The sequence below is a fragment of the Thiofilum flexile DSM 14609 genome (genome assembly GCF_000380185.1).
Lineage (GTDB): Bacteria > Pseudomonadota > Gammaproteobacteria > Thiotrichales > Thiotrichaceae > Thiofilum > Thiofilum flexile.
In genome coordinates this window covers 23,571-44,245 of the sequence record NZ_KB904750.1, presented here as the reverse complement: position 1 = coordinate 44,245, position 20,675 = coordinate 23,571, and the positions used below count along the sequence as shown (strand labels likewise).

Genomic DNA, 20,675 nt, shown 5'->3' with positions numbered 1-20,675 from the left:
ATGATTTTCGGATAAAAACCCACAAATCCTTTCTAATGATAGTAAGGATTAACTTTAGGAATGCGTTATGAAACTTTCCACCAAAGGACGATACGCGGTTACTGCCATGCTTGACTTGGCATTACATGATCATAAAGGCCCCGTGACACTAGCAGATATTTCTAATTGCCAAGGGATTTCTTTATCGTACTTAGAGCAATTGTTTGCTAGATTACGTAAAGAAGGTTTAGTCGAGGGTGTTCGTGGTCCGGGAGGAGGATACCGTTTAGGACGTCCTGCGAATCAGATTACGATTGCTCAAATTATTGACGCGGTGGATGAAAAAATTGATGCCACTCGTTGTCAAGGTGGCCCTGGTTGCCACGGTGGTGAAAAGTGCTTAACCCATCAGTTATGGGCCGATTTAAGCGATCAGTTATATAAATTCTTAGATGAGTTAACTCTGGCTAATTTTGTGAGTCGCCCCGAAGTGCGCCAAGTGTCACAACGTCAAGATACGATTGCCAATCGTATTGCAACCATGTTCCCGCCTCGCACAACCAGTACCACTACTCGCGCTAGCACAGCGCATTGAGCTTAGGTATAGGATAGGATCTGTGCTAATGGCTTAATGCCATTTGTCTTGAGGGAGCCGTTCTATCCTGTACTTTAATACCAATACTATACGCTTTAATGCCACGCCCTAACTCTAATAAGGTTAGGTGCCCTAAATCAGGATCTTGTGGATAACAAGCACCCGTATCAATGTAATAGACATTGGCCTGTTGCACGACGCGTGAAACGGGAGTATGTCCAAAAATCACTAAATCAATCTGACTAATAGGCAAGGTACGCCCCATTAGTTGTAATTGCTTAAAGCGTTGTCTTGACCACAAGGCATATTCAACCACCGCCTCATCTAGACTGAGATTATTAATAAACTGCCGCCAATTAAAGCTTTGGGGAATATCCGCATGCACTATCCCCACGCGTCCGAGTTCGGTATCAATTTCAAAAGCAATCGGTAAATTGCCAATTGTGCGGCGAAAACGCGGTTTTATGAGCGAAGGAATATTATGCCACCACGCGCCACCATTATATTCAATCCAGTTTTGTTTGACGGTCATATCATGGGCAGAGTCGAGTAACATACGCTCATGGTTGCCCATAACGGCATGAAACCAAGGGTAGTTGAGAAACTCCATCACACGATGGGATTCAGGGCCGCGATCAATCATATCACCAACGGAAAAAACCCGATCTACTGACGGATTAAACTGTACCCGTTGTAATAAATTTTCTAACGCCGCGAAATGTCCGTGAATATCACCCACGACAAAATCGCGTCCGCGACTATTCCGACTAAAAAATTTAAAGGCTTGATAGGGCATATAACAGCAACGCCAGTGGTTAAAAGAAAATAGAGATTAGTAAAACTGTCTCTAGAATCAGGGTATTTAATCGCAACTCTGTACTTCAGTGCGAGTTGGCTCAGATAAAAGCGGGGGTTTTAACGTTTATCTGAACTCAGCCTAGCCAGCTTAAGTGGTCCAAGCCGTATATAGCATCACAGCCCAGCCAGCGATGAAAGCAATCCCACCGATGGGGGTGATCATGCCAAGGGCTTTAACACCACTAAGAGCATATAGGTATAGACTACCCGAAAATAAAATAATTCCTATAGTAAACAATAAACCCGCATAACCTAGTAACTTAGTCGGTTGAATCTTAAACCAAAGCCCTACCGCTAATAAAGCAAAGCTATGATAAAATTGATATTCTACGCCGGTGTGATAACGCTGTAATAGTTGAGGATCAAGGATCTTCTCTAAACCATGAGCACCAAAGGCACCGAGTACCACCGCTAATAAGCCCAATAAACTCGCTAGGAATAACCATAATGATGGTTTATGTTGTGAGAGCATTTGTCATTTTCCAAGGTAATAGTGAACATGAGTTCAATCGATAAGCGTCAATTATATCGAGTTCTGATGAAAGGCATGGTGTTATTTGGCCTAATAGTGCTGCTCGGTGTATTGCTACGCAGTTTTATCAGCACGTCAGAGGTCAAATCTACTGCAGAGCTTGAGACGAGTTCACAGCTCACTGTGCCGCTAACCGCTCCGGTGGGCAAAGTACAACTCATCCGCTGGGGACAACAAGAAGTAGGGGTGTTGCGCCTTAGTGAGGCCATGCAAGCTAGTTTAAATCAGGCTAATACGCGTGCGCCTGACACTCAAATGCATAATCCCGCTTACTTTGTCTATCTCAATAAAGGTGCGGGGATCGGTTGCCCAATAACCTTAATTACCGAGGTCAGGCAGTCATTCTTGCGCGATACGTGTACGCAAGCCAGCTATGACCTCACAGGACGCCCTTTGAATAGCGCATTAAATATTCCTGCCTTAACCGTGCCGCCGCATTATGTGAGCCAAGGCAAGATTACCCTAGGGGCGTGGAAATAAAGGGCAAATACACATCAAAACGAATCGCTGCCTTTTCGCCAATCACAAAAGCCGGTTTGCTATTACCCAATAACGGTGCTTTTTGGGGGCGTTTAACCACCACGCGCTTTAATGCCTTATGCCGCGCTAGTTCCACTAAGCCCGCATCATCGTCATCATTGCCGACAATGCTATGAAAAAAGCGCATTTCTTTTTGTACCAAGGCCGATTTTTGTCGCTCAGGGAACATAGGGTCAAGATAAATCACATCAGGATAGGCATCAGGTGTGAGCGTCTGTAACCAGTCTTGTGCAGCAATAGGCGCTAAGGTCATGCGCTGTATAATGGCTAGTAAATCGGCATCCTCACAGGCTTGGGCGCGTTTTAAACCATCTGCTAGCAATGCAAATACCATAGGATTACGCTCTAGCATTAAAAGCTGACAGCCTAAACTCGCCAACACAAATGCTTCACGTCCAAGGCCTGCGGTCGCATCTACTACATAAGGATGCGCATATTTATTAAGCCCTATCGCTTTGGCTATATCTTGCCCTTTGCCACCGCCAAATTGCCGCCGATGTTGCGCCTTACCCCCAATAAAATCGACATAGACCGCTCCCATATGAGGGTCTGCTAAGTCGTGTAATTCTAGACGCTCAGGCGTTTGAACTAATTGATAACGCATAACATCTGGAGCTTAATAATGCGGGGGCGGTGTTTCTTCAGCGGGACTCGCGATAATAGAGGGAGTGAAACCCTTGAGACGTTCTTTGAGCTGATGAATCTCTAGGCGCAATTGAGTGATTTCTTTTTGTTGCAAATAGACCTGCTCGCTTAAGCTATCTAAGGTTTGCTCTTGCTCCATAAAGAGCATTTCTAAGCGCTCTAAGCGTTGTTCCATAGTGATATAACACCCATTCTTAAAAGGGGGCTACTATACCTGCTCGACGGCAAAACCTTCAATATTGCGTGAAAGTTTACTAAATTCCACCGCGATCAAGTAGATGGGTTGTTGCAGGGCGCGGTATTTATCGGCATAACGTTTGGCTTTTAGCTGCTCCATAGCGGCTTCAGGGCTACTATTTTCCAATACTTTAAATTCAAATAAATAAATATTCTCATTAAACTGTACCGTCATATCAATACGGCCTAGATTAGTGGCATCCTCTACGGTGATTTTTAGACCAAGCGAAGCAAAATAGGAGTAAAAGACACTAGCATAATAGCCCTCATAGTTTTGAATATCATTATTGCTATACCAATGATAGGGGATACTGGCAAAGAAACTATGAAATAATGCCTTTAAGCCTAATAAATCATTTGCCTTTAATAAATCATATAAGTGTAGCGTTTGAATCCCTTGCGCTTTTTGATTTTTCACCCATGCTGATAGTAAAATCTCATTAAGGCTCTGATAGACTTCTTGATTAGGGTAGCCTAAGGTATAAAATTCCTTATCACCGGCCCAACGGGTGTTTTTAATGGTTAAATAGCCTGCTTGAAATAATAGTGCATCCGTTTCTATATCATCTACATCAAACTTAGATAATACGGTAGCACTGCTAATGCTGTTATCTAATAGAACTGAGGTGACTTTACGCTTGAGGAGTAGGTTAACTAAAAAGGTGGGAGTGCCTGTTTCAAACCAATAGTTTCTAAATTCACGCAGTCTAAATAGCTGCAAAATATCAAACGGATTATAAACGCCACCTCCTAGCCAATTGTAACCATTATACCAATCGCGAATTTGCTCTCGATCTAGCCCTTCTAGTTCTTCGGCAAAAACCGTGTCAATATCGTGATCCGTGTAGCCGCATAGCGTAGAGTACTCTTTATCTAGGGTAATATCGTAGAGATTGTTCAACCCTGAAAATAAACTGACCTTAGAGAATTTACTAACCCCCGTTAAAAAACTGAATCGGATATAAGCACCATAGTCTTTAAGGGTGCTATAAAAGCCACGTAAAAAATCACGATTTTGTTTGGCAATATCAGGGTAATCTAGCGCATCTAAAATCGGTTTGTCATATTCATCAATCAGAATAATAACGGATTGCCCTGCTTGCTGGTGAACATGACGAATCAGTGCTTGTAAGCGTTCGGGGCAGGTAGTGTAGCCTGACTGAAAGTGAAATTGGGTTTCTAGTTGATCGAGTTGGGCACTGAGATTTTGAAATAAATAGTCGGGGTTTGAAAAATTACCTAAGCCGAAACTAAAGCGTAATACAGGATATTGAATTGACCAGTCCCATTTATCATGTACGGCTAGCCCTTGAAATAGGGGTTCGTTGCCTTCAAATAGCTCTTTGAGAGTGTCTAGAAATAGGCTTTTACCAAATCGACGCGGACGAGAAAGAAAGTAATAACGACCTTCATTAATAAGTTGATAGGCTAGTGCTGTCTTATCAACATAATAATACCCTTCTTGACGAATCACGCTAAAGGTTTGAATACCAATGGGGAGCTTTTTTCGGGTCATTTATGGTATCTCAGTATAATCGTTCTGGATTATGTTTATACTAGGAAAATAAAAGTATCATTTAGATACTAGCATAAAGATCATTCACCCTCTATTAACCCGATACCAACCCGTTAAACTATAGCGTTCTTGCCTTGTGGTAGCGACTTCATGGGGAAACTGTTCGCTCAAAAAAATGACCATGCGCCCAAACAGTGGCTCAATACGGGTTAATACTCCGCTATCATCGGGATGATATAAAATGAGTTTCCCACCTGCTTCGGCTGACCAAGCGGGATTTAAATATAAAATAGTACTGACCATGCGATTACGTTGGGCTTTAAAGGCATCAATATGCTTGCGATAAAAAGCCCCCGCAGGGTAATAGGCATAATGACATTCATAATCAAATAAACCTAAATACAGGACGCGATTTAAGCCTAAGCGTAATTGTTCAATCCAGTCAAAATAGGCGGCAAGTAGCGGATTATCAGAGTCCTGCCACACAATCTGATCGGTACGGATTTGCTGATTATGCTGATGGTGAGTGGCTCGACCAATGCCCGCTGGTTTAAACTGAGCTTGGTCGAGACTTTTGCAATGCCCTAAGAGTGCCTCATTTACCGTGTTAGCTAAAACGTGATCTAGGATGCAATAGCCTTGTGTGGCTAATGCATCCGCAACCGTTTCAATTGTTGTGGAGTAATCAGGCAAAACGAGTTCCTTTAGAATGCATCATCCGTAATACGTTTGGTGACAGTGACGACACCTTCTTCAACGCGTGACTTTTCAAAGCCCAAACGGGTCATGAGACGGATCATATTACCATTATCAGCGAGCACCTCGCCAATAATGAGCGTACAACCCTTACTCCGCGCCGATTCCATTAAAGAGCGCATTAATAGACCGCCTAGGCCGCGCCCTTGCCAATCATCTGCAATCACCAGCGCAAACTCGCAGCTCACTTTGTCAGGATTAATCGCATAACGTGCCACACCCGCTTCAGCATCTTTACCGTTTTGCCGAGCGAGAGCGATAAAGGCCATCTCGCGGTCATAGTCAATTTGGGTAAAACGCACGAGCATTTCGGGAGTGAGTTCGCGTAAAGCCTGCATAAAGCGCATATAGCGCGACTCCATCGATAGATTACGGACGAATTCCTGTTCCATTTCCGCATCTTCAGGGCGAATCGGGCGAATCACCACATCGGTGCCATCGGCTAATTGTAGTTTACGCACCAGATCAATAGGATAGGGATGTATTGCCATATGACTATATTTCCGTCCTGCACCAGAGGGATAGCCTACTACAAAACGCGCATCCACCGCCATTACACCATGCTCATCCGCGAGTAGGGGGTTAATGTCCATTTCCATAATTTCAGGTAATTCACTCACCATTTCCGAAACACGCAGCAATACGGTAATTAATGCCTCGCATTTAATCGCTGGCATATGGCGGAATTCACCCAATAGACGCGCAATACGAGTACGCCCGATGGTTTTACGAATAATGTATTCATTCAGTGGTGGGAGTGCGACGGCATGATCGCGGTGAATTTCAACCGTTGTACCGCCCGTACCAAAGCTAATCACCGGCCCAAACACCGGATCACGTGCCACCCCGACCATTAATTCACGCGCTGTTTTACTAGAGTGCATTTTTTCAATAGTGACACCCTCTAGACGCGCTTCGGGGCGTTGTTTTTTGGCGCTATCGATTAAGTCTTGATAGACACTACGCACTGCTTGAGCACTAGAAATATTGAGGCGTACCCCGTGTACATCCGATTTATGGATAATATCGGGGGAGCTGATTTTCATCGCCACCGGAAAACCGATTGACTCTGCCACCACTAAGGCCTCGGTTGCACTACGAGCTAGAATAGTAGGCAAACAGGGGATATGAAAGGCCGCTAAAATAGCGCGAGATTCGGTGGTGGAGAGTACTTTGCGTCCTTCGGATAATACGCTTTCAATAATGAGTCGCGCACCGATAATATCTGGGTCACCGTGTTGTGTGGTGTCAACGGACGGGGGCATTTGCAGGAGCATTTTCTGGTTTTCACGATAGGTTGTGAGGTAGGAAAAGGCTTCAATAGCAGATTCAGGTGCCTGAAAATGGGGAATACCCGCATTGAATAATACTTCACGCCCGGCTGCGACTAAAGCATCGCCCATCCAGCAGGCTAGAATAGGTTTTTTGGTGGTTGTTTTTAAACGTGCGAGTACTTCAGCAATACCACGCGGATCAGTAAGCGCTTGAGGGGTCAGCATCGCCAACACCCCATCAATAGAGTCATTAGCCAGACAGAGCTTTAATACCGCTTCATAACGTTCTGGTGTGGCATCACTTAATATATCAATGGGGTTATTATGAGGCCATTGTTTAGGTAGTACTTTATTGAGGGCAGTGATTAGGCTTGGCTCTAGGGGGGCGAGACGAATGCCTAATTCTACAGCGCGATCCGTTGCCATGACACCAGGCCCTCCGCCATTGGAAACAATAGCGAGACGGTTTTGCTGTACACGCATGCCAGAGGCGAGAATTTCAGCCGCCGCAAATAATTGCGTGATGGTATTCACTCGCACCACCCCTGCACGATCTAATGCTGCATCAAACGCATCATCCCGTCCGACTAAAGCTCCGGTATGGGAAGTCGCTGCCCGCGCACCATCTTCATAACGTCCGGCTTTAAGCACCACCACCGGTTTCATGCGCGAGGCAGCCCGTAAGCCACTCATAAAGCTACGCACATGATGGATACCTTCCACATAGAGCAAAATGCTATCGGTTAAAGGATCTAGTGCTAGGTAATCGAGTGCATCCCCAAAATCGACATCCGCTGCATCGCCGAGCGTAATGACATTGGAAAAGCCAATTTTACGTGGCTCAGCCCAATCCAAAATGGCAGTACACATAGCACTTGATTGAGAAACGAGGGCTAAATTGCCCGCTCGTGCCTGATTCCGACTATAGGTGACATTTAAGCCACGACTAGGGCGTATTACCCCTAGACAATTAGGGCCAATAATGTGCATATTGTAGTGATGGGCGGCTTCCATAAAGTTTTGCTCTAGGCGTCTACCTTGAGTAGTTTCGCTAAAACCTCCCGATAAAATAAGTGCGCCTTTAACACCATGCGCCCCGCATTGTTCCACAATGCTAGGCACGGTATCAGCAGGCGTTGCTATAACAGCTAAATCAACATGCAGCCCACTTTGTTGTAGGGCAGCATCAAGTGTTGGATAACAGGTTAGCTCCTGTACTTTTTCACAGTTAGGATTAATAGGTAGAATCTTACCTTTAAAAGGTGCTTGAATAAGATTAGTTAACACCATCGAGCCGATGGCAAGGGGTTCCTCGCTAGCGCCGAATACCGCTACGGTATGAGAGGCTAAAAGCTGGTGGAGATAATGGTGTCCCATGATGGAGACCTCTGTGTTATTTTTTAGTACCGAAAGAGGGTTTATTATACCTTATTTTGTGCGTTGCAACATGTTTTTCTAGTAGGAGTGTAAAGGACTATGACGATCGCGTTGATTACCCATCCTAGCTGTGAGTTACACGATAATGGAAACAGCCTCCATCCCGAATGTGCAGAGCGTTTGGGTGCTATTAATAATCGCCTTATTGCCTCCGGTGTGGACTGGGTTTGTCATCATTATGATGCGCCAGAAGCCGACTGGTCACAATTAGAGCGGGTTCATACAGCAGAATATTTAGCTAAGGTGCGTAGTATAGCACCACAAAATGACGAGTTGATTAATTTAGACGGCGATACTGCCATGAATAAACATACCTTAAGTGCGGCGCGTCATGCCGCCGGTGCGGCTATTCAAGCGGTGGACTTAGTCATGGCAGGTAAGCATCGGCATACCTTTTGTGCGATTCGTCCCCCTGGACACCATGCCTATCCCGATCACTCCTCAGGCTTTTGCATCTTTAATAATATCGCCGTAGCGGCTAAACATGCCTTAGATCACTATGGGCTAGAGCGGGTCGCGATTATTGATTTTGACGTCCATCATGGGGATGGTACGGAGGCCGTGGCAAAAGATGATCCGCGTATTTTATTCTGCTCCTCGTTCCAACACCCTTATTACCCCTATAAAGGTGCCGATACCGATGTGGCGCATGTGATTAATTTACCTCTACCTAAAGGTACGAAATCCCCCCAATGGCGTTCGGCAGTGTATGAGCGTTGGCTACCGGCTTTAGAGGAATTTAAACCGCAATTAATATTAATTTCAGCCGGATTTGACTCCCATATGGAAGATGATATGGGGGACTTTAATTTAGTAGAGGCTGATTATGTATGGATCACTAAATCCCTATGTAATATTGCTCAACGCTATGCCGAGGGGCGAGTGGTTTCTTGTTTAGAGGGGGGCTATGAGCTTTCCTCGCTAGGGCGTAGTGTGACTGAACATGTGCGCTGTATGGCAGAATATACAGGCTATTAAATATCTGACAGACAGTAATTTCATGTTTCTGGAGACAGTTTAGCGGCAGAAATGCCGCTTTGTAGCATATAAGCCTAATTTCTTATTGTAATATAGCAAAATCAACAAGTTAACTATTTATATTAATAATGAAATTTAATTAACGATGGAAACAAAAAGTGATTAATTTTTAGCTATTAATAAAGATAATTTTAATTGCGTGATGGGGATTAATTAAAAATCATTGAAAATTACTAAAAATATAGCTATTATAATCATGAACGTAATATTAACTGAATGGTGCATGAATATTCGCTTTAAGTATTACGGTTTTAGCTTCTAATTTTTTACATACATAGTCATACAGTTACACTCAATAATAAGATAAATCCTGAGATACTGTAGACCCTTTGATGCTTGTGTTAAATATATTTTTAAACTCTAGATAGCTATTATTTATTTCTATAATAATAAGGTCTTGTTGTTATTTTTCAATAGGGGGGAGGAGATATTATGTTTTACGATCAAGTTTTTAATAATTCAAAGCTAGAGTTTTTTAAAGGTTTTAGTGATGAGATCAACACCATTTTCTCTGCAAATGAGAAAACGACGGTGGATTTCTCAATAATTCACCAAGAAGTATATACCAAATGGTGTGGCCTAGATGGTGAGGCAGGCTTATTAGGAGAACCCATAGAAACGATAGAAACCACTATCCAATGCTCGGATGGCGAGGGAGCCTTTGTGCAGTTTCAGGGCGGGCGTATCTATTGGACTAGATATACCGGTGCTCATGGGGTACATGGGGTTATTTTGGAAAAATGGCTTTCTTTAGGCGGAGAAAAGAGTCTATTAGGTTATCCAATATCGGATGAGTATGAAGCCCCAGATGGCAAAACCTATATGATGGATTTTCAATGCGGTCGCATCTCATATTGTGCGGATACTAAAAGATGGTGTCATTGTTCTTATTCACATAATTCTAATATTTTATTAGCCCACTAAAAGCAAATCTTAGCTAAAATAAAAGCCCCAAAGTATCAAACTTTGGGGCTTTTATTTTAACGAGCCTCAGTTTTCGTGACGCCGCAACGTTTACATTTGTATAAAGTAATTAATTTGCCCAAGCGTACATCAAATTGTTTTTCTTGCACAATTTCCCATTTATGGAATTTACTTTGGCAGAGCATTAGCCCCTCACCTTGAGCGGCATCAATGCCTTTGCGGCGAAAAGGCAGTACTTCACCCATGTTTAGCACCTCCCATACATAATGGCGAATCCGCCACCTTGCCCGCGCGGGCAAAATACTCCTCTGGTGTCAGGGTATGCAGCGCTAAGGCATGAATTTGTGAAAGCTCTATACTTAAGGCTTGATTGACAAGTCGGTGTCGAGAGACTAACGTCTTGCCTGTAAATCGCTCACTGACTAAGGTAACTTTAAAATGTGATTCCGAGCCTTGAGGGACATTATGCAGGTGACTTTCATTTTCAACCTGCAAAAAGTCGGGGGCGAAAGTCGCTTGTAAGGTTGCCTCAATCTGAGTTTGGATGTGCATAATGAACCTCTGAAAGCTTGCATATCAACAAATAGTGCGTATATTTCATCAAATTTCTCTTAGGTTGAAACCTCTTCCTTCAGGGAGATAGGGAGATATACTGAGTTGGGAGAGGCATAACTCCTTTCCAATTCGCCCTTAGGGGCGCGATAGAAACCATCATACACGTTAAAATGGCTTTTTAGGCATGAATCAAAAACAAAATTTTGACAATTTGGCCCATTACCTTGGCAGTAAAATCATCGGTCAGCACACGCTTATTAATCGCCTGCTTATTGCGTTATTAGCGGATGGTCACTTATTGGTAGAGGGTGCACCAGGGCTTGCTAAAACCCGCGCGATTCAAGTGCTCGGTCAAGCGATTGAGGGCGACTTTCATCGTGTACAATTTACCCCCGACTTACTACCTGCCGACATTACAGGGACCGAAGTGTTCTATCCTAGCGATAGTAGCTTTAAATTTCAAAAGGGACCTTTGTTTCATAATCTGATTCTGGCGGATGAAATCAATCGCGCACCCGCTAAGGTGCAATCTGCTCTGTTAGAAGCCATGGCTGAGCGCCAGATTACTGTTGCAGGCACCACTTGGCGTTTACCAGAGCCATTTTTAGTAATGGCAACCCAAAACCCGATTGAGCAAGAAGGGACGTATCAACTACCAGAGGCGCAATTAGACCGCTTTTTAATGCATGTAGTGGTGGATTACCCGAATGTAGAGGATGAATATAAAATCCTCCAGCTTGCCCGCCAAGAAGCATTACAACAAGTGCGTCATGATGTGACAACCAAGCAAGTGTTGGTCAGTCAAAACGATATCTTTGCTGCACGCCAACAAATATTAAGCCTCTATATGGCGCAGAATGTAGAGCAATATATGGTGCAATTGGTGATGGCGACCCGTAAGCCCGGCCCTTATGGCGGTTTATTAAAGGGAAGTATTGCGTTTGGTGCGAGTCCACGGGCGACTTTAGCCTTAGATCGCTGCTCTCGGGCGCATGCCTGGCTTAATGGACGGGACTTTGTTAGCCCAGAGGACGTGCAGGCGATTGCACATGATGTATTGCGCCACCGGATTATTATGACTTTTGAAGCTGAAGCAGACGGTATGACGCGTCAAGGGTTAGTCACCGAATTACTTAATGTGGTGGCAGTACCTTAGATGCAAGCCGGTGAGGGTATTGTTTATAGCTCTTTAAACGCCCTAATTCGTTTAAAAGCTCAAGTTGCAGCCTTGCAGCGTGCCAAAAAACACGCAGAGGCTAACACGTCTGGTGGATATCGTACCGTTTTTAAAGGGCGGGGCATGGATTTTGCCGAATCCCGTCCTTATCAAGCAGGTGATGATATTCGGACGATTGATTGGCGTGTGACGGCGCGTAGTGGCAAGGTACACACCAAAGTATTCCAAGAGGAGCGCGAGCGCCCCGTGATGCTGTGGCTAGATATGCGCCCAGCCATGTATTTTGCCACCCGAAACTGCTTTAAAAGTGTCTTAGCCTCAGAAGTAGCGGCTTTGCTAGTGTGGAAAACCTTAGAAGCGGGTGATCGGATTGGCGGCTTTATTCAAACAACACATCACTGTGCGGAATTCAAACCCAGCCATGCTTATGGCGCTGCCTTGCATTTATTACGGCATATTGCAGATACCACACAATTACAGCAACCTAATACGCAAGCCGCCTTATCATTATTAGATGAAAGCTGGGGGCGCTTGCGGCGGGTGGCGACGGCGGGCGCTCAAGTGATATTGATTAGTGATTTTAAACAAACCACCCCGGCTGCTTTGCGCCAATTAGCCTTAATATCGCAGCACTGCGAGGTCAGCTTAATTCATATTCAAGACCCCTTTGAAGCAAAAATGCCCGATCATCTGAATGGTAAACTGCGCCTAACCGATGGGCAGTATAGTTTATGGATATCGTTACAACAACGCTTTCGGGAGTGTTATGCCGAGCGTTCTAGTTTACAGCTAAACCAATTAAAACAATATGCTAGGCGCTATCGGATGGGCTTTTTGACTATTAGTACAGATATGAATACGACCGAGCGCTTGCGTTTATTAGCGCGGAGTATTGCATGACACCTAGCACGACTGAACTTCCTTTACGCCCTATTCATTTCCCAGACCCCATTGGCTGGTGGCCTCCTGCCATCGGCTGGTGGCTGTTATTGATTTTAGGAGCGATTGCACTTGGTATGCTGCTGGTTGAGTATCATAAATATCGCACTAATCGGCGGCGTTTGGCTATTCAACAAGCACTCAAAGAATTGAAGCTTATTGAGCAGCATTATCACAATGATAAGCGTCAATTAGTACAAGCGGTTTCCAGTTTGTTACGTCGAGTCGCAATGCAACAATATGGGCGCTCCCAAACAGCGGGTTTAACAGGGGCCGCTTGGGCCGAGTTTTTACAACAGGCCGGCAATCCGGTGATGAGTGCCGATTTAGCCCATGCTTTAAGCGAAATGCCTTATCGTCCGATTGAGGATGTGAATAGTACCCAATTAATACAACAAGTACGAACATGGATTAATGCTCAGCTCAAACCGCAGTTGATAGGTTCTTAGTATGTATGAATTTCTATGGTGGTGGGCTTTTGCTCTATTGCCGCTGCCGATTTTAGTGTACTGGCTCTCGCCTAAAGCCAGTGCGGATAATACCCTAGCCTTAAAAGTCCCTAATGTGGATGAGTTTGAGTTAGGCGAATGGGTGGAGCAAAGCACGTGGCAGAGCCGCTTAAAATTATTATTAGCCAGTATTATCTGGGGTGCTTTAGTGGTTGCCGTGGCTCGTCCGGTGTGGATTGGTGAGCCTGTGGCTCTACCTTTTAGCGGGCGTGACCTAATGTTAGCCGTTGATCTATCTGGCAGTATGCGGGAAACGGATTTTGAGCTAAATGGGCGTATGGTAGATCGTTTGACCGCGACACAATATGTTGCCGGTGATTTTATTCGCAAACGCCAAGGGGATCGTTTGGGACTCATTGTGTTTGCCGATCAAGCTTATTTGCAAGTGCCTTTAACCTTTGATGCCGCTACCGTGAGTCGCCTGATGCGCGAGTCCTTTATTGGCTTGGCGGGTGAACGTACTGCGATTGGTGATGCCATAGGTTTAGCACTCAAACGCCTTAAGGATAATCCTGAAAAAAATCGGGTTTTGATTTTAATGACCGATGGGGCTAATACCGCTGGTTCAGTAGATCCGAAAGAGGCCGCCGATATGGCAGCTAAAGCTGGATTAAAAATCTATACGGTTGGGATTGGCTCCGATGCGAATATGGTAAATAGTGCCTTTGGATTTTCTTTTAATAATCCTTCTGCTGATTTAGATGAGGGATTATTAAAACTCATTGCGAGTAAAACAAGTGGGCAATATTTTCGCGCTCGCGATACAACCGAGTTTAGCCGTATTTATAGCGAGCTGGATCGATTAGAGCCGATTGAGCAAGAGGGTAAACAATGGCGTCCGCAACACGAGTTATTTACCTGGCCTCTGGCATTGGCAGTGGTATTAGGGGTGGGATTATTAGTGTGGAGGCGAGTGGAATAGCGTGGATTTTTCCCAGTTACATTTTTTGTATCCTTGGTGGCTAGTTCTCTTATTAGCGCTACCTTTGGTATTGTGGCTGCTCTATGCCCCTAAACAAGTCCATTGGCAAGAATGGGTGGATGCCAAACTCGCTCCCTTTGTATTGACTGGTAAACTGATCGATTCGCAGCGCTGGCAATTAGTCATATTAGGGCTAATATGGGTGTTAACCGTGTGTGCTTTAGCCGGGCCTAGTTGGCAAAAGCGTGAAGTGCCGGTATATGATAATCCGCATGCTTTAGTGATTGGGTTAGATTTATCCATGTCCATGTGGGCAAAAGATGTGGCACCTGATCGCCTAAATCAGGCACGCTTTAAATTACTAGATATTTTAGCGCAACGTAAAGACGGTCAAACCGCTTTAGTGGTATTTGCGGGTGATGCCTTTGTAGTGACACCGCTGACCACGGATACGGTAACTATTGCCGAGCAAGTGAAAAACCTAACCCCCGATATTATGCCAGCCATGGGCAGTCGCTTAGCTCCAGTGATTACGGAGGCACGGCAATTATTGACGCAAGCCAATGCCCGTCAAGGGGATATTTTACTGATAACGGATGGAGTTGATGATGAGACTGATGCTATCTATGCGGCACAATTAGCCAATCAGGATGGTTTTAATGTATCTACTTTGGCTATCGGGACTGAAAAGGGCGCACCCATTCCGATTCCTAATAAGAGCTTTCTCAAAGATGATCAAGGTAAGACCATACTTGCTCCTGTCAATAAAGCAGCCATTACAGCCGTCGCTCAAGCAGGGCGTGGTTTAGCTTTAGAAACGACTATTAATGATAGCGAGATTAAGCAATTACAAGCACTATGGGAGCAACATGTACAAGATCAAGCCCCACAATTACAAAACCAACAAGCGACCGTATGGTTGAATGCCGGTTACTGGTTATTAATTCCTATTATTTTTTTAATGATGGGCATATTTAGGCGCGGGTGGTTGGTTTTAGCGGTTGCATTTGTCATGAGTACCCATCCTGAGCCAGTATTAGCCTTAGAACTGCAATATTTATTTGAGACGCCAGATCAGCAGGCTATGCAAGCCATGCACAAACAGGAGTTTAAGCAGGCTGAGCAACAGTTTCAGCAACCTGATTGGAAAGCAGCGGCAGCCTATGAAGGAAAAGAGTGGAATAAGGCCGAACAGTATTATAAAAACCAAACTTCACCAGAGGCACGCTATAATTATGCTAATACCTTAGCCAAACAAGGTAAGTTCGCTGAAGCATTAAAGGCTTATGATGAAGTATTGGCGCAAAATCCTAAACATGAAGACGCCCTTTATAATCGTAAACTGGTCGAAGCTGAGTTGAAAAAACAGCAAGCTCAGCAGCAGCAACAAGATCAACAAAAAGATCAGCAACCGCAGCAGGGCAATAGCTCACAACAACAATCCGGTTCTTCATCTGGCTCAAAAGATCAAGATAAAAACGCCAAACCGCAAGAAAGTGATCAACAGCAAAATGATCAACGGTCTAAGCCTCAAGATCAAGCCGAGTCAAAACAGGAAAAACCAGAGGTTACTGAACAAAAGCCAGAAGCTAAGCGACCAGAACAAAAGCCGTCCCCCACTAAAGAGGCTACTCAACAGAGTGAGCCGCAGTCTGAACAAAGTCGAGAGCAACAGCAAGCTACGGAGCAATGGTTGCGGCGGATTCCCGATGATCCTGCGGAATTATGGCGGCGTAAGTTTTTATATCAGTATCAACAACGTACTCCACAAGAGCAGGGTTCACAATGGTAAAGCGTATTTTGATAGCGGGTTTAATCTGGTTTAGTACTGTCGGTTATAGTTGGGCTGCGGTACAAAGCAGCGTCGACCAAACGGAGTTAGCCTATGGTGATGCGATAGAGCTTACTATTACGGCGACGGATCATACCACTGTAGCACCTGATTTATCTGTCTTAGATCAAGATTTTGAGATCAGCTCTCAACGTCAAGAAGAGTTATCTAGCTCTATTAATGGTCGTGTCACTCAAACTTCACGTTGGGTGCTATCACTCTATCCACGTAAAGCGGGGCAGTTAATTATTCCAGCCATCGTGGTAGGTAATGAAAGTACTGATCCTATTAGGTTAACCGTAAGCGATAGTACAAGCCCTAGCGCAAGTAATAATAAAAATGCCCCGGCTGATATTTTAATTGAGTTTGATATTGAGCCTAAGGCTCCTTTAGTGCAGCAGCAAGTTATTTTAACTCAACGCTTATTAGCCAGTACCCGCCTCGATAATACCCAAGCTTCTTTAACGTTACCGCAAATTGAACAGGGCAAAGGTTTATTGCGCCAACTAGGTTCACCGACCGCCCATACTATTGTGCGTAATAGTAAACGTTATGAAGTGATTGAACGTAAATTTGCCCTGATGGCTCAACAAAGCGGTACATTGACTATAGGCCGGACTATTTTTGAAGGTGTTATTCCTGACCCTAATGCTAATAATAATAATGATCCTTTAGGGCGTTATTTTGCCTTTAGTTTAGGCGGGAAAAATGTTAGGCGTTTTTCCAAACCCTTTGATATTACTGTTGCCCCACAGGATCCCCTCTATACGGGCAAAGATTGGTTACCGGCTAAAAATATTAGTTTAAATGCTTCATGGGATAAACCCTTAGATTCTTTGCAAGCGGGTGAGCCGGTTACGCTAACGATTGCTATTATGGCGGATGGTTTGACGGCAGAACAATTACCCGCGCTGACTATTCCGGTTCCAGTCGGCATGAAGGCCTATAGTGATCAACCCTTATTAAATGATCAGGTGCGAGAGGAAGGTATTATTGGTATTCGTCAAGAGAAGTGGGTATTTATTGCTTCAGGCGGTGGAGATTTTAATATTCCTGAAATGACACTGGATTGGTGGAATACTGAAACACAACAACAAGAATTAGCGCAGTTAGATGCCACACAGTTTAAGGTCGGGGGTGAACCTTGGGTGGCAGATCCACCGGCAAAGACAGAGGCTAATACCGCGCCTCAACCTGCTCATGATAATACGGTAGCAGCGACTCCACCTAAGGCAGAAGAGCCTGTGGTTAATCCGCGCTGGGCAGGATGGCTATGGGCGGCATTGTTAGCATTTATTGTATTAGTGGTGGGTGCTATTGCGTATCGCCATGGTAAAAAACAAGGGTCTCAGAACCATAACCCCGTACAAGACAGTTTACAGCGGGGGAGTTTAAATCATTTACTGAAAGCCTGTGCTCAACAGGATAAGCAGGCCGCGCAATTAGGCTTAACCGCTTGGGCGCGTGATGTCTTAGCACTACCTAGCCCACAGTGGGTGAATTTAAGAGCCATTGCAAGCCAAGACCTCAAAACCGCTATGAACGAATTAGAGCAGGCGCTTTATAGCAAAGAAGGGGGCGATAAAAATTGGGAGGGTGCTAATTTGGCTAAAGCGGTGAAAGAGTTTAAATATCCGCCAACGGATACCAATACATCCTCACATTTAATGCCGTTATATCCAGTATACAAATAAAGAAGCTAGATTTTCTGTCATACAGGTAAATAATTAGACAAAAGTAATCGTGTATATCCTCTATAGTGGTGATAAAAACACCGCAATAGTGACTTTGTCTGAAATTCGGTGTGTGCTTTGATATGCTTAAGTTTGCTGGGCTATTGCCCTTGTTTTAGGATCGAGAATGAAGCTGACACCAATGATGTTATGGGTGCTGGGTTTTGTGCTGTTTTTTTTAAGTATTCGGATTTGGGTAGGATCAGGAAGTTACCCCGAAATCTGGGAGCTAGAGCAGCGCATCCAAGCCCAAAAAGATGAAAATCAACAGCTTGCTGAACGTAATCGTAAATTACAAGCCGATGTCACTAGTATCACTAGGGATAATGATACTATAGAGGATTATGCACGGAGCGAATTAGGGATGATTAAAGCAGGTGAAACATTTTATCAGGTGATTCTCAAAAATCAGCCCGAAGCACCCTTATTAGCCCCGCTGCCTGCTAGTTCTAGTACTACAGGAGTGCGTGTTGAATAAGGCAAAAGTCTGGGTGGTGATTCCAGCGGCTGGCGTTGGGAAGCGTATGCAGGTTGATCGCCCTAAACAATATTTGGAGCTCCAAGGTAAAACTGTATTGGAGCATACCTTGAGTTGTTTTATTGAACATGCTGTGATTGCAGGGATTGTGGTGGTGGTGAGTGCTGACGATCCCTATTGGCAGCAATTGCATTTTTCACACTCTACTACCCCCATTTTTTGGACAGAAGGTGGGAAGGAACGTGCTGATTCCGTATTAAATGGTTTGTGCTATTTAACCGATGTGTTGCAAATATCAGCGGAGAGTGTGGTATTGGTGCATGATGCAGCACGCCCTTGTTTGAGTCAAACAGACCTTAATCATCTAGTTGAGATCGCTCAAAATAGTCCAGAGGGGGCGTTGTTAGGCTATTCAGTGCGTGACACTATGAAACGTGCCACTGAGCAGGCGTTAGTGGCCTATACTGAGCCAAGAGCAGGCTTATGGCATGCGCTGACCCCACAAGCCGCCCCTTTAGGTATACTGAAGCAAGCTATAGAGCAGGGTCTAGCTACAGGAGCCGCGCTCACGGATGAGGCCTCTGCCTTAGAGGCTCAAGGGCTGAAGCCGCGCCTAGTCGAAGGGGATGCTTGGAATATTAAAATTACCCGCCCTAGTGACTTAGTCTTAGCTAATCTATTGTTGCAGTCTATGCGCGGGGAAGAACTATGAAAATCGTTTTGATTTTATATTATAGTCGTCAGGGGAATACTGCCTTGATGGCGCAGCAGATAGCGCGTGGGGTAGAGTCCGTAGCAGGGTGTGAAGTGAAACTGCGCACTGTACCTGAGGTTTCAGCAGAGTGTGAGGCTATAGCTGATAGCATTCCAACCTCCGGTGCGCCCTATGTGACACTAGAGGACTTAAGGGATTGTGCTGCTCTAGCCTTAGGTAGCCCCGGACGTTTTGGCAATATGGCAGCACCCTTAAAATATTTTTGGGAGCAAACTAGCGGCTTATGGTTGTCGGGTGCGTTAGTGGATAAGCCTGCGGCGGTGTTTACCTCCACCTCTAGTTTGCACGGTGGACAAGAAAGTACTTTATTATCAATGATGTTACCCCTATTGCACCACGGTATGATGATCGTAGGACTGCCTTACTCTAATGCTGATTTAATCACTACCCAAACAGGCGGGACACCCTATGGTGCGACTCATGTGTCTGGTAGTGATAGCAAACGTCCGCTGAGTGAGGAAGAAAAACGCCTTTGTAGAGCATTAGGTAAGCGTCTAGCAACGCTGGCAGTTAAATTATGATCACTATTCCGTGGTATTGGAAAGCTTTAAGTTTAGCGGGGTTGTTGGGTTTAATAGCCTTGATTTTGGTTTGGAATTTACAACTATCGTTAGTGCAATATGTGCCATTAGTGCTTGAATTGAGTTTATTACTCATTCCATTAATCGTGCTAGTACCGGGTATAGTAAAAGACATAGGAAAAATATATGTCTACGCTATTTTGCTAGCACTAGTTTATGTCATTATAGGGTTTTTAAATACAGGTTCTGAGCCTCTTTATGGCTATAGCATGATAATACTCAGTATATGCTTATATAGTGGTAGTTTTATGTGTGCTAAAGTGATTAGCCGTCATAACAAGGCAGTAGCCTTACAGCAACAAGGTGTCATACAAAAATGAGAATAGGGCATGGTTACGATGTACACGCCTTTACCGAGGGCAATTATATTGTTTTAGGTGGGGTAAAAATACCACATACTCATGCTTTTAAAGCTCATTCAGATGGTGATGTCTTAATTCATGCCATTTGCGATGCCTTATTAGGAGCTTGTGCTTTAGGCGATATTGGTCAGCATTTTCCCGATACGGCTAGTGAGTATAAAAATATTGATAGCCGTATTTTATTACGTCATGTATTTAAGTTAGTACAAGAGCGTGGGTATAAGATTGGTAATTTAGACGGAACTATTATCGCTCAAGCCCCAAAAATGGCTCCGCATATTGTAGCAATGCGAAACAACTTAGCTGCGGATTTGCAATGTACTATAGAACAAATCAATATTAAGGCTACCACCACGGAACGTTTAGGCTTTGAGGGACGAAAAGAAGGTATTTCAGCGCATGCCGTGGTTTTATTATTAACTATTTGAGCGCTTAAACAGCTCTACCTAGTATTAAGCTAAGTAGAACTATTTCGCAGGATT

24 protein-coding genes are annotated in these 20,675 nt (G+C 44.4%); 15 read left to right on the top strand and 9 right to left on the bottom strand.

Going from position 1 to position 20,675, the window contains the following annotated elements:
• The first annotated feature begins 67 nt into the window (after positions 1 to 67).
• The gene (locus tag A3IK_RS0103810) at positions 68 to 574 is read left to right on the top strand and encodes a Fe-S cluster assembly transcription factor (protein ID WP_020558649.1); all 507 of its coding nucleotides are present in this window, start codon (positions 68 to 70) and stop codon (positions 572 to 574) included.
• A 25-nt stretch (positions 575 to 599) separates the two neighbouring features.
• Here A3IK_RS0103810 and A3IK_RS18435 read toward each other — a convergent pair whose 3' ends face one another.
• Positions 600 to 1,370: a metallophosphoesterase gene (locus A3IK_RS18435; RefSeq protein WP_020558648.1), complete on the bottom strand. Its 771-nt coding sequence runs from the start codon at positions 1,368 to 1,370 to the stop codon at positions 600 to 602.
• Positions 1,371 to 1,520: 150 nt separating this feature from the next.
• A complete protein-coding gene (locus tag A3IK_RS0103800) occupies positions 1,521 to 1,904 on the bottom strand; it encodes a DUF423 domain-containing protein (RefSeq protein WP_020558647.1) in 384 nt (127 codons plus the stop codon).
• Positions 1,905 to 1,931: 27 nt separating this feature from the next.
• Between A3IK_RS0103800 and A3IK_RS0103795 the strand changes: the two genes are divergently transcribed.
• Positions 1,932 to 2,444: a hypothetical protein gene (locus A3IK_RS0103795; protein ID WP_020558646.1), complete on the top strand. Its 513-nt coding sequence runs from the start codon at positions 1,932 to 1,934 to the stop codon at positions 2,442 to 2,444.
• Here A3IK_RS0103795 and A3IK_RS0103790 read toward each other — a convergent pair.
• The 5 genes from A3IK_RS0103790 to A3IK_RS0103770 all read right to left on the bottom strand — a co-directional run bounded on the left by A3IK_RS0103790 (position 2,422) and on the right by A3IK_RS0103770 (position 8,309).
• On the bottom strand, positions 2,422 to 3,108 hold the full coding sequence (locus tag A3IK_RS0103790) for a class I SAM-dependent methyltransferase (RefSeq protein ID WP_020558645.1): 687 nt from the start codon (positions 3,106 to 3,108) through the stop codon (positions 2,422 to 2,424). The two genes, A3IK_RS0103795 and A3IK_RS0103790, sit on opposite strands and share 23 nt — an antisense overlap.
• Before the next feature lie 12 nt (positions 3,109 to 3,120).
• A complete protein-coding gene (locus A3IK_RS0103785; protein WP_020558644.1) occupies positions 3,121 to 3,324 on the bottom strand; it encodes a SlyX family protein in 204 nt (67 codons plus the stop codon).
• Between the two features lie 33 nt (positions 3,325 to 3,357).
• Positions 3,358 to 4,902: an ATP-binding protein gene (locus A3IK_RS0103780; protein WP_020558643.1), complete on the bottom strand. Its 1,545-nt coding sequence runs from the start codon at positions 4,900 to 4,902 to the stop codon at positions 3,358 to 3,360.
• A gap of 84 nt (positions 4,903 to 4,986) precedes the next feature.
• The gene (locus A3IK_RS0103775; RefSeq protein ID WP_020558642.1) at positions 4,987 to 5,595 is read right to left on the bottom strand and encodes a 2OG-Fe(II) oxygenase; all 609 of its coding nucleotides are present in this window, start codon (positions 5,593 to 5,595) and stop codon (positions 4,987 to 4,989) included.
• Between the two features lie 11 nt (positions 5,596 to 5,606).
• Positions 5,607 to 8,309, bottom strand: coding sequence for a bifunctional acetate--CoA ligase family protein/GNAT family N-acetyltransferase (locus A3IK_RS0103770; RefSeq protein ID WP_020558641.1), 2,703 nt, complete (start codon positions 8,307 to 8,309; stop codon positions 5,607 to 5,609).
• Positions 8,310 to 8,408: 99 nt separating this feature from the next.
• Here A3IK_RS0103770 and A3IK_RS0103765 point away from each other — a divergent pair, with 99 nt between their 5' ends.
• On the top strand, positions 8,409 to 9,347 hold the full coding sequence (locus tag A3IK_RS0103765; RefSeq protein WP_020558640.1) for a histone deacetylase family protein: 939 nt from the start codon (positions 8,409 to 8,411) through the stop codon (positions 9,345 to 9,347).
• Between the two features lie 492 nt (positions 9,348 to 9,839).
• Positions 9,840 to 10,331: an LGFP repeat-containing protein gene (locus tag A3IK_RS20085; protein ID WP_020558639.1), complete on the top strand. Its 492-nt coding sequence runs from the start codon at positions 9,840 to 9,842 to the stop codon at positions 10,329 to 10,331.
• A gap of 56 nt (positions 10,332 to 10,387) precedes the next feature.
• On the opposite strand, the gene A3IK_RS0103755 is transcribed toward A3IK_RS20085, so the two are convergent.
• The gene (locus tag A3IK_RS0103755; protein WP_020558638.1) at positions 10,388 to 10,576 is read right to left on the bottom strand and encodes a hypothetical protein; all 189 of its coding nucleotides are present in this window, start codon (positions 10,574 to 10,576) and stop codon (positions 10,388 to 10,390) included.
• Positions 10,569 to 10,883 carry a BolA family protein gene (locus tag A3IK_RS0103750; protein WP_020558637.1) on the bottom strand — a complete coding sequence of 105 codons (315 nt, stop codon included), beginning with the start codon at positions 10,881 to 10,883 and terminating at the stop codon, positions 10,569 to 10,571. The genes A3IK_RS0103755 and A3IK_RS0103750 overlap by 8 nt, the downstream gene beginning before the upstream one ends.
• A gap of 187 nt (positions 10,884 to 11,070) precedes the next feature.
• Here A3IK_RS0103750 and A3IK_RS0103745 point away from each other — a divergent pair, with 187 nt between their 5' ends.
• The 11 genes from A3IK_RS0103745 (at position 11,071) to ispF (ending at position 20,621) form a co-directional block, all read left to right on the top strand.
• Entirely contained in the window at positions 11,071 to 12,042 is a 972-nt protein-coding gene (locus A3IK_RS0103745; protein ID WP_020558636.1) for an AAA family ATPase, read from the top strand.
• On the top strand, positions 12,043 to 12,963 hold the full coding sequence (locus A3IK_RS0103740) for a DUF58 domain-containing protein (protein WP_020558635.1): 921 nt from the start codon (positions 12,043 to 12,045) through the stop codon (positions 12,961 to 12,963). It begins immediately after the preceding gene.
• Complete coding sequence (locus tag A3IK_RS18425) at positions 12,960 to 13,451, top strand: DUF4381 domain-containing protein (protein ID WP_020558634.1); 492 nt, start codon at positions 12,960 to 12,962, stop codon at positions 13,449 to 13,451. The genes A3IK_RS0103740 and A3IK_RS18425 overlap by 4 nt, the downstream gene beginning before the upstream one ends.
• Before the next feature lies 1 nt (position 13,452).
• Positions 13,453 to 14,433, top strand: a complete 981-nt coding sequence (locus A3IK_RS0103730; protein ID WP_020558633.1) for a vWA domain-containing protein — start codon at positions 13,453 to 13,455, stop codon at positions 14,431 to 14,433.
• A 1-nt stretch (position 14,434) separates the two neighbouring features.
• Complete coding sequence (locus A3IK_RS0103725; protein WP_020558632.1) at positions 14,435 to 16,225, top strand: VWA domain-containing protein; 1,791 nt, start codon at positions 14,435 to 14,437, stop codon at positions 16,223 to 16,225.
• Positions 16,219 to 17,958 carry a BatD family protein gene (locus tag A3IK_RS0103720; RefSeq protein WP_020558631.1) on the top strand — a complete coding sequence of 580 codons (1,740 nt, stop codon included), beginning with the start codon at positions 16,219 to 16,221 and terminating at the stop codon, positions 17,956 to 17,958. The genes A3IK_RS0103725 and A3IK_RS0103720 overlap by 7 nt, the downstream gene beginning before the upstream one ends.
• 166 nt (positions 17,959 to 18,124) lie before the next feature.
• Positions 18,125 to 18,475, top strand: a complete 351-nt coding sequence (locus tag A3IK_RS18420) for an FtsB family cell division protein (RefSeq protein ID WP_020558630.1) — start codon at positions 18,125 to 18,127, stop codon at positions 18,473 to 18,475.
• Positions 18,468 to 19,187 (top strand): 2-C-methyl-D-erythritol 4-phosphate cytidylyltransferase, encoded by a 720-nt coding sequence (gene ispD, locus A3IK_RS0103710; protein ID WP_020558629.1) that lies wholly within the window; start codon positions 18,468 to 18,470, stop codon positions 19,185 to 19,187. The genes A3IK_RS18420 and ispD overlap by 8 nt, the downstream gene beginning before the upstream one ends.
• Entirely contained in the window at positions 19,184 to 19,771 is a 588-nt protein-coding gene (gene wrbA / locus A3IK_RS0103705) for an NAD(P)H:quinone oxidoreductase (protein WP_020558628.1), read from the top strand. The genes ispD and wrbA overlap by 4 nt, the downstream gene beginning before the upstream one ends.
• A complete protein-coding gene (locus tag A3IK_RS0103700; RefSeq protein WP_020558627.1) occupies positions 19,768 to 20,151 on the top strand; it encodes a DUF2069 domain-containing protein in 384 nt (127 codons plus the stop codon). The genes wrbA and A3IK_RS0103700 overlap by 4 nt, the downstream gene beginning before the upstream one ends.
• Entirely contained in the window at positions 20,148 to 20,621 is a 474-nt protein-coding gene (gene ispF, locus A3IK_RS0103695) for a 2-C-methyl-D-erythritol 2,4-cyclodiphosphate synthase (protein ID WP_020558626.1), read from the top strand. Before A3IK_RS0103700 ends, ispF begins: the two co-directional genes overlap by 4 nt.
• The last annotated feature ends 54 nt before the right edge of the window (positions 20,622 to 20,675 follow it).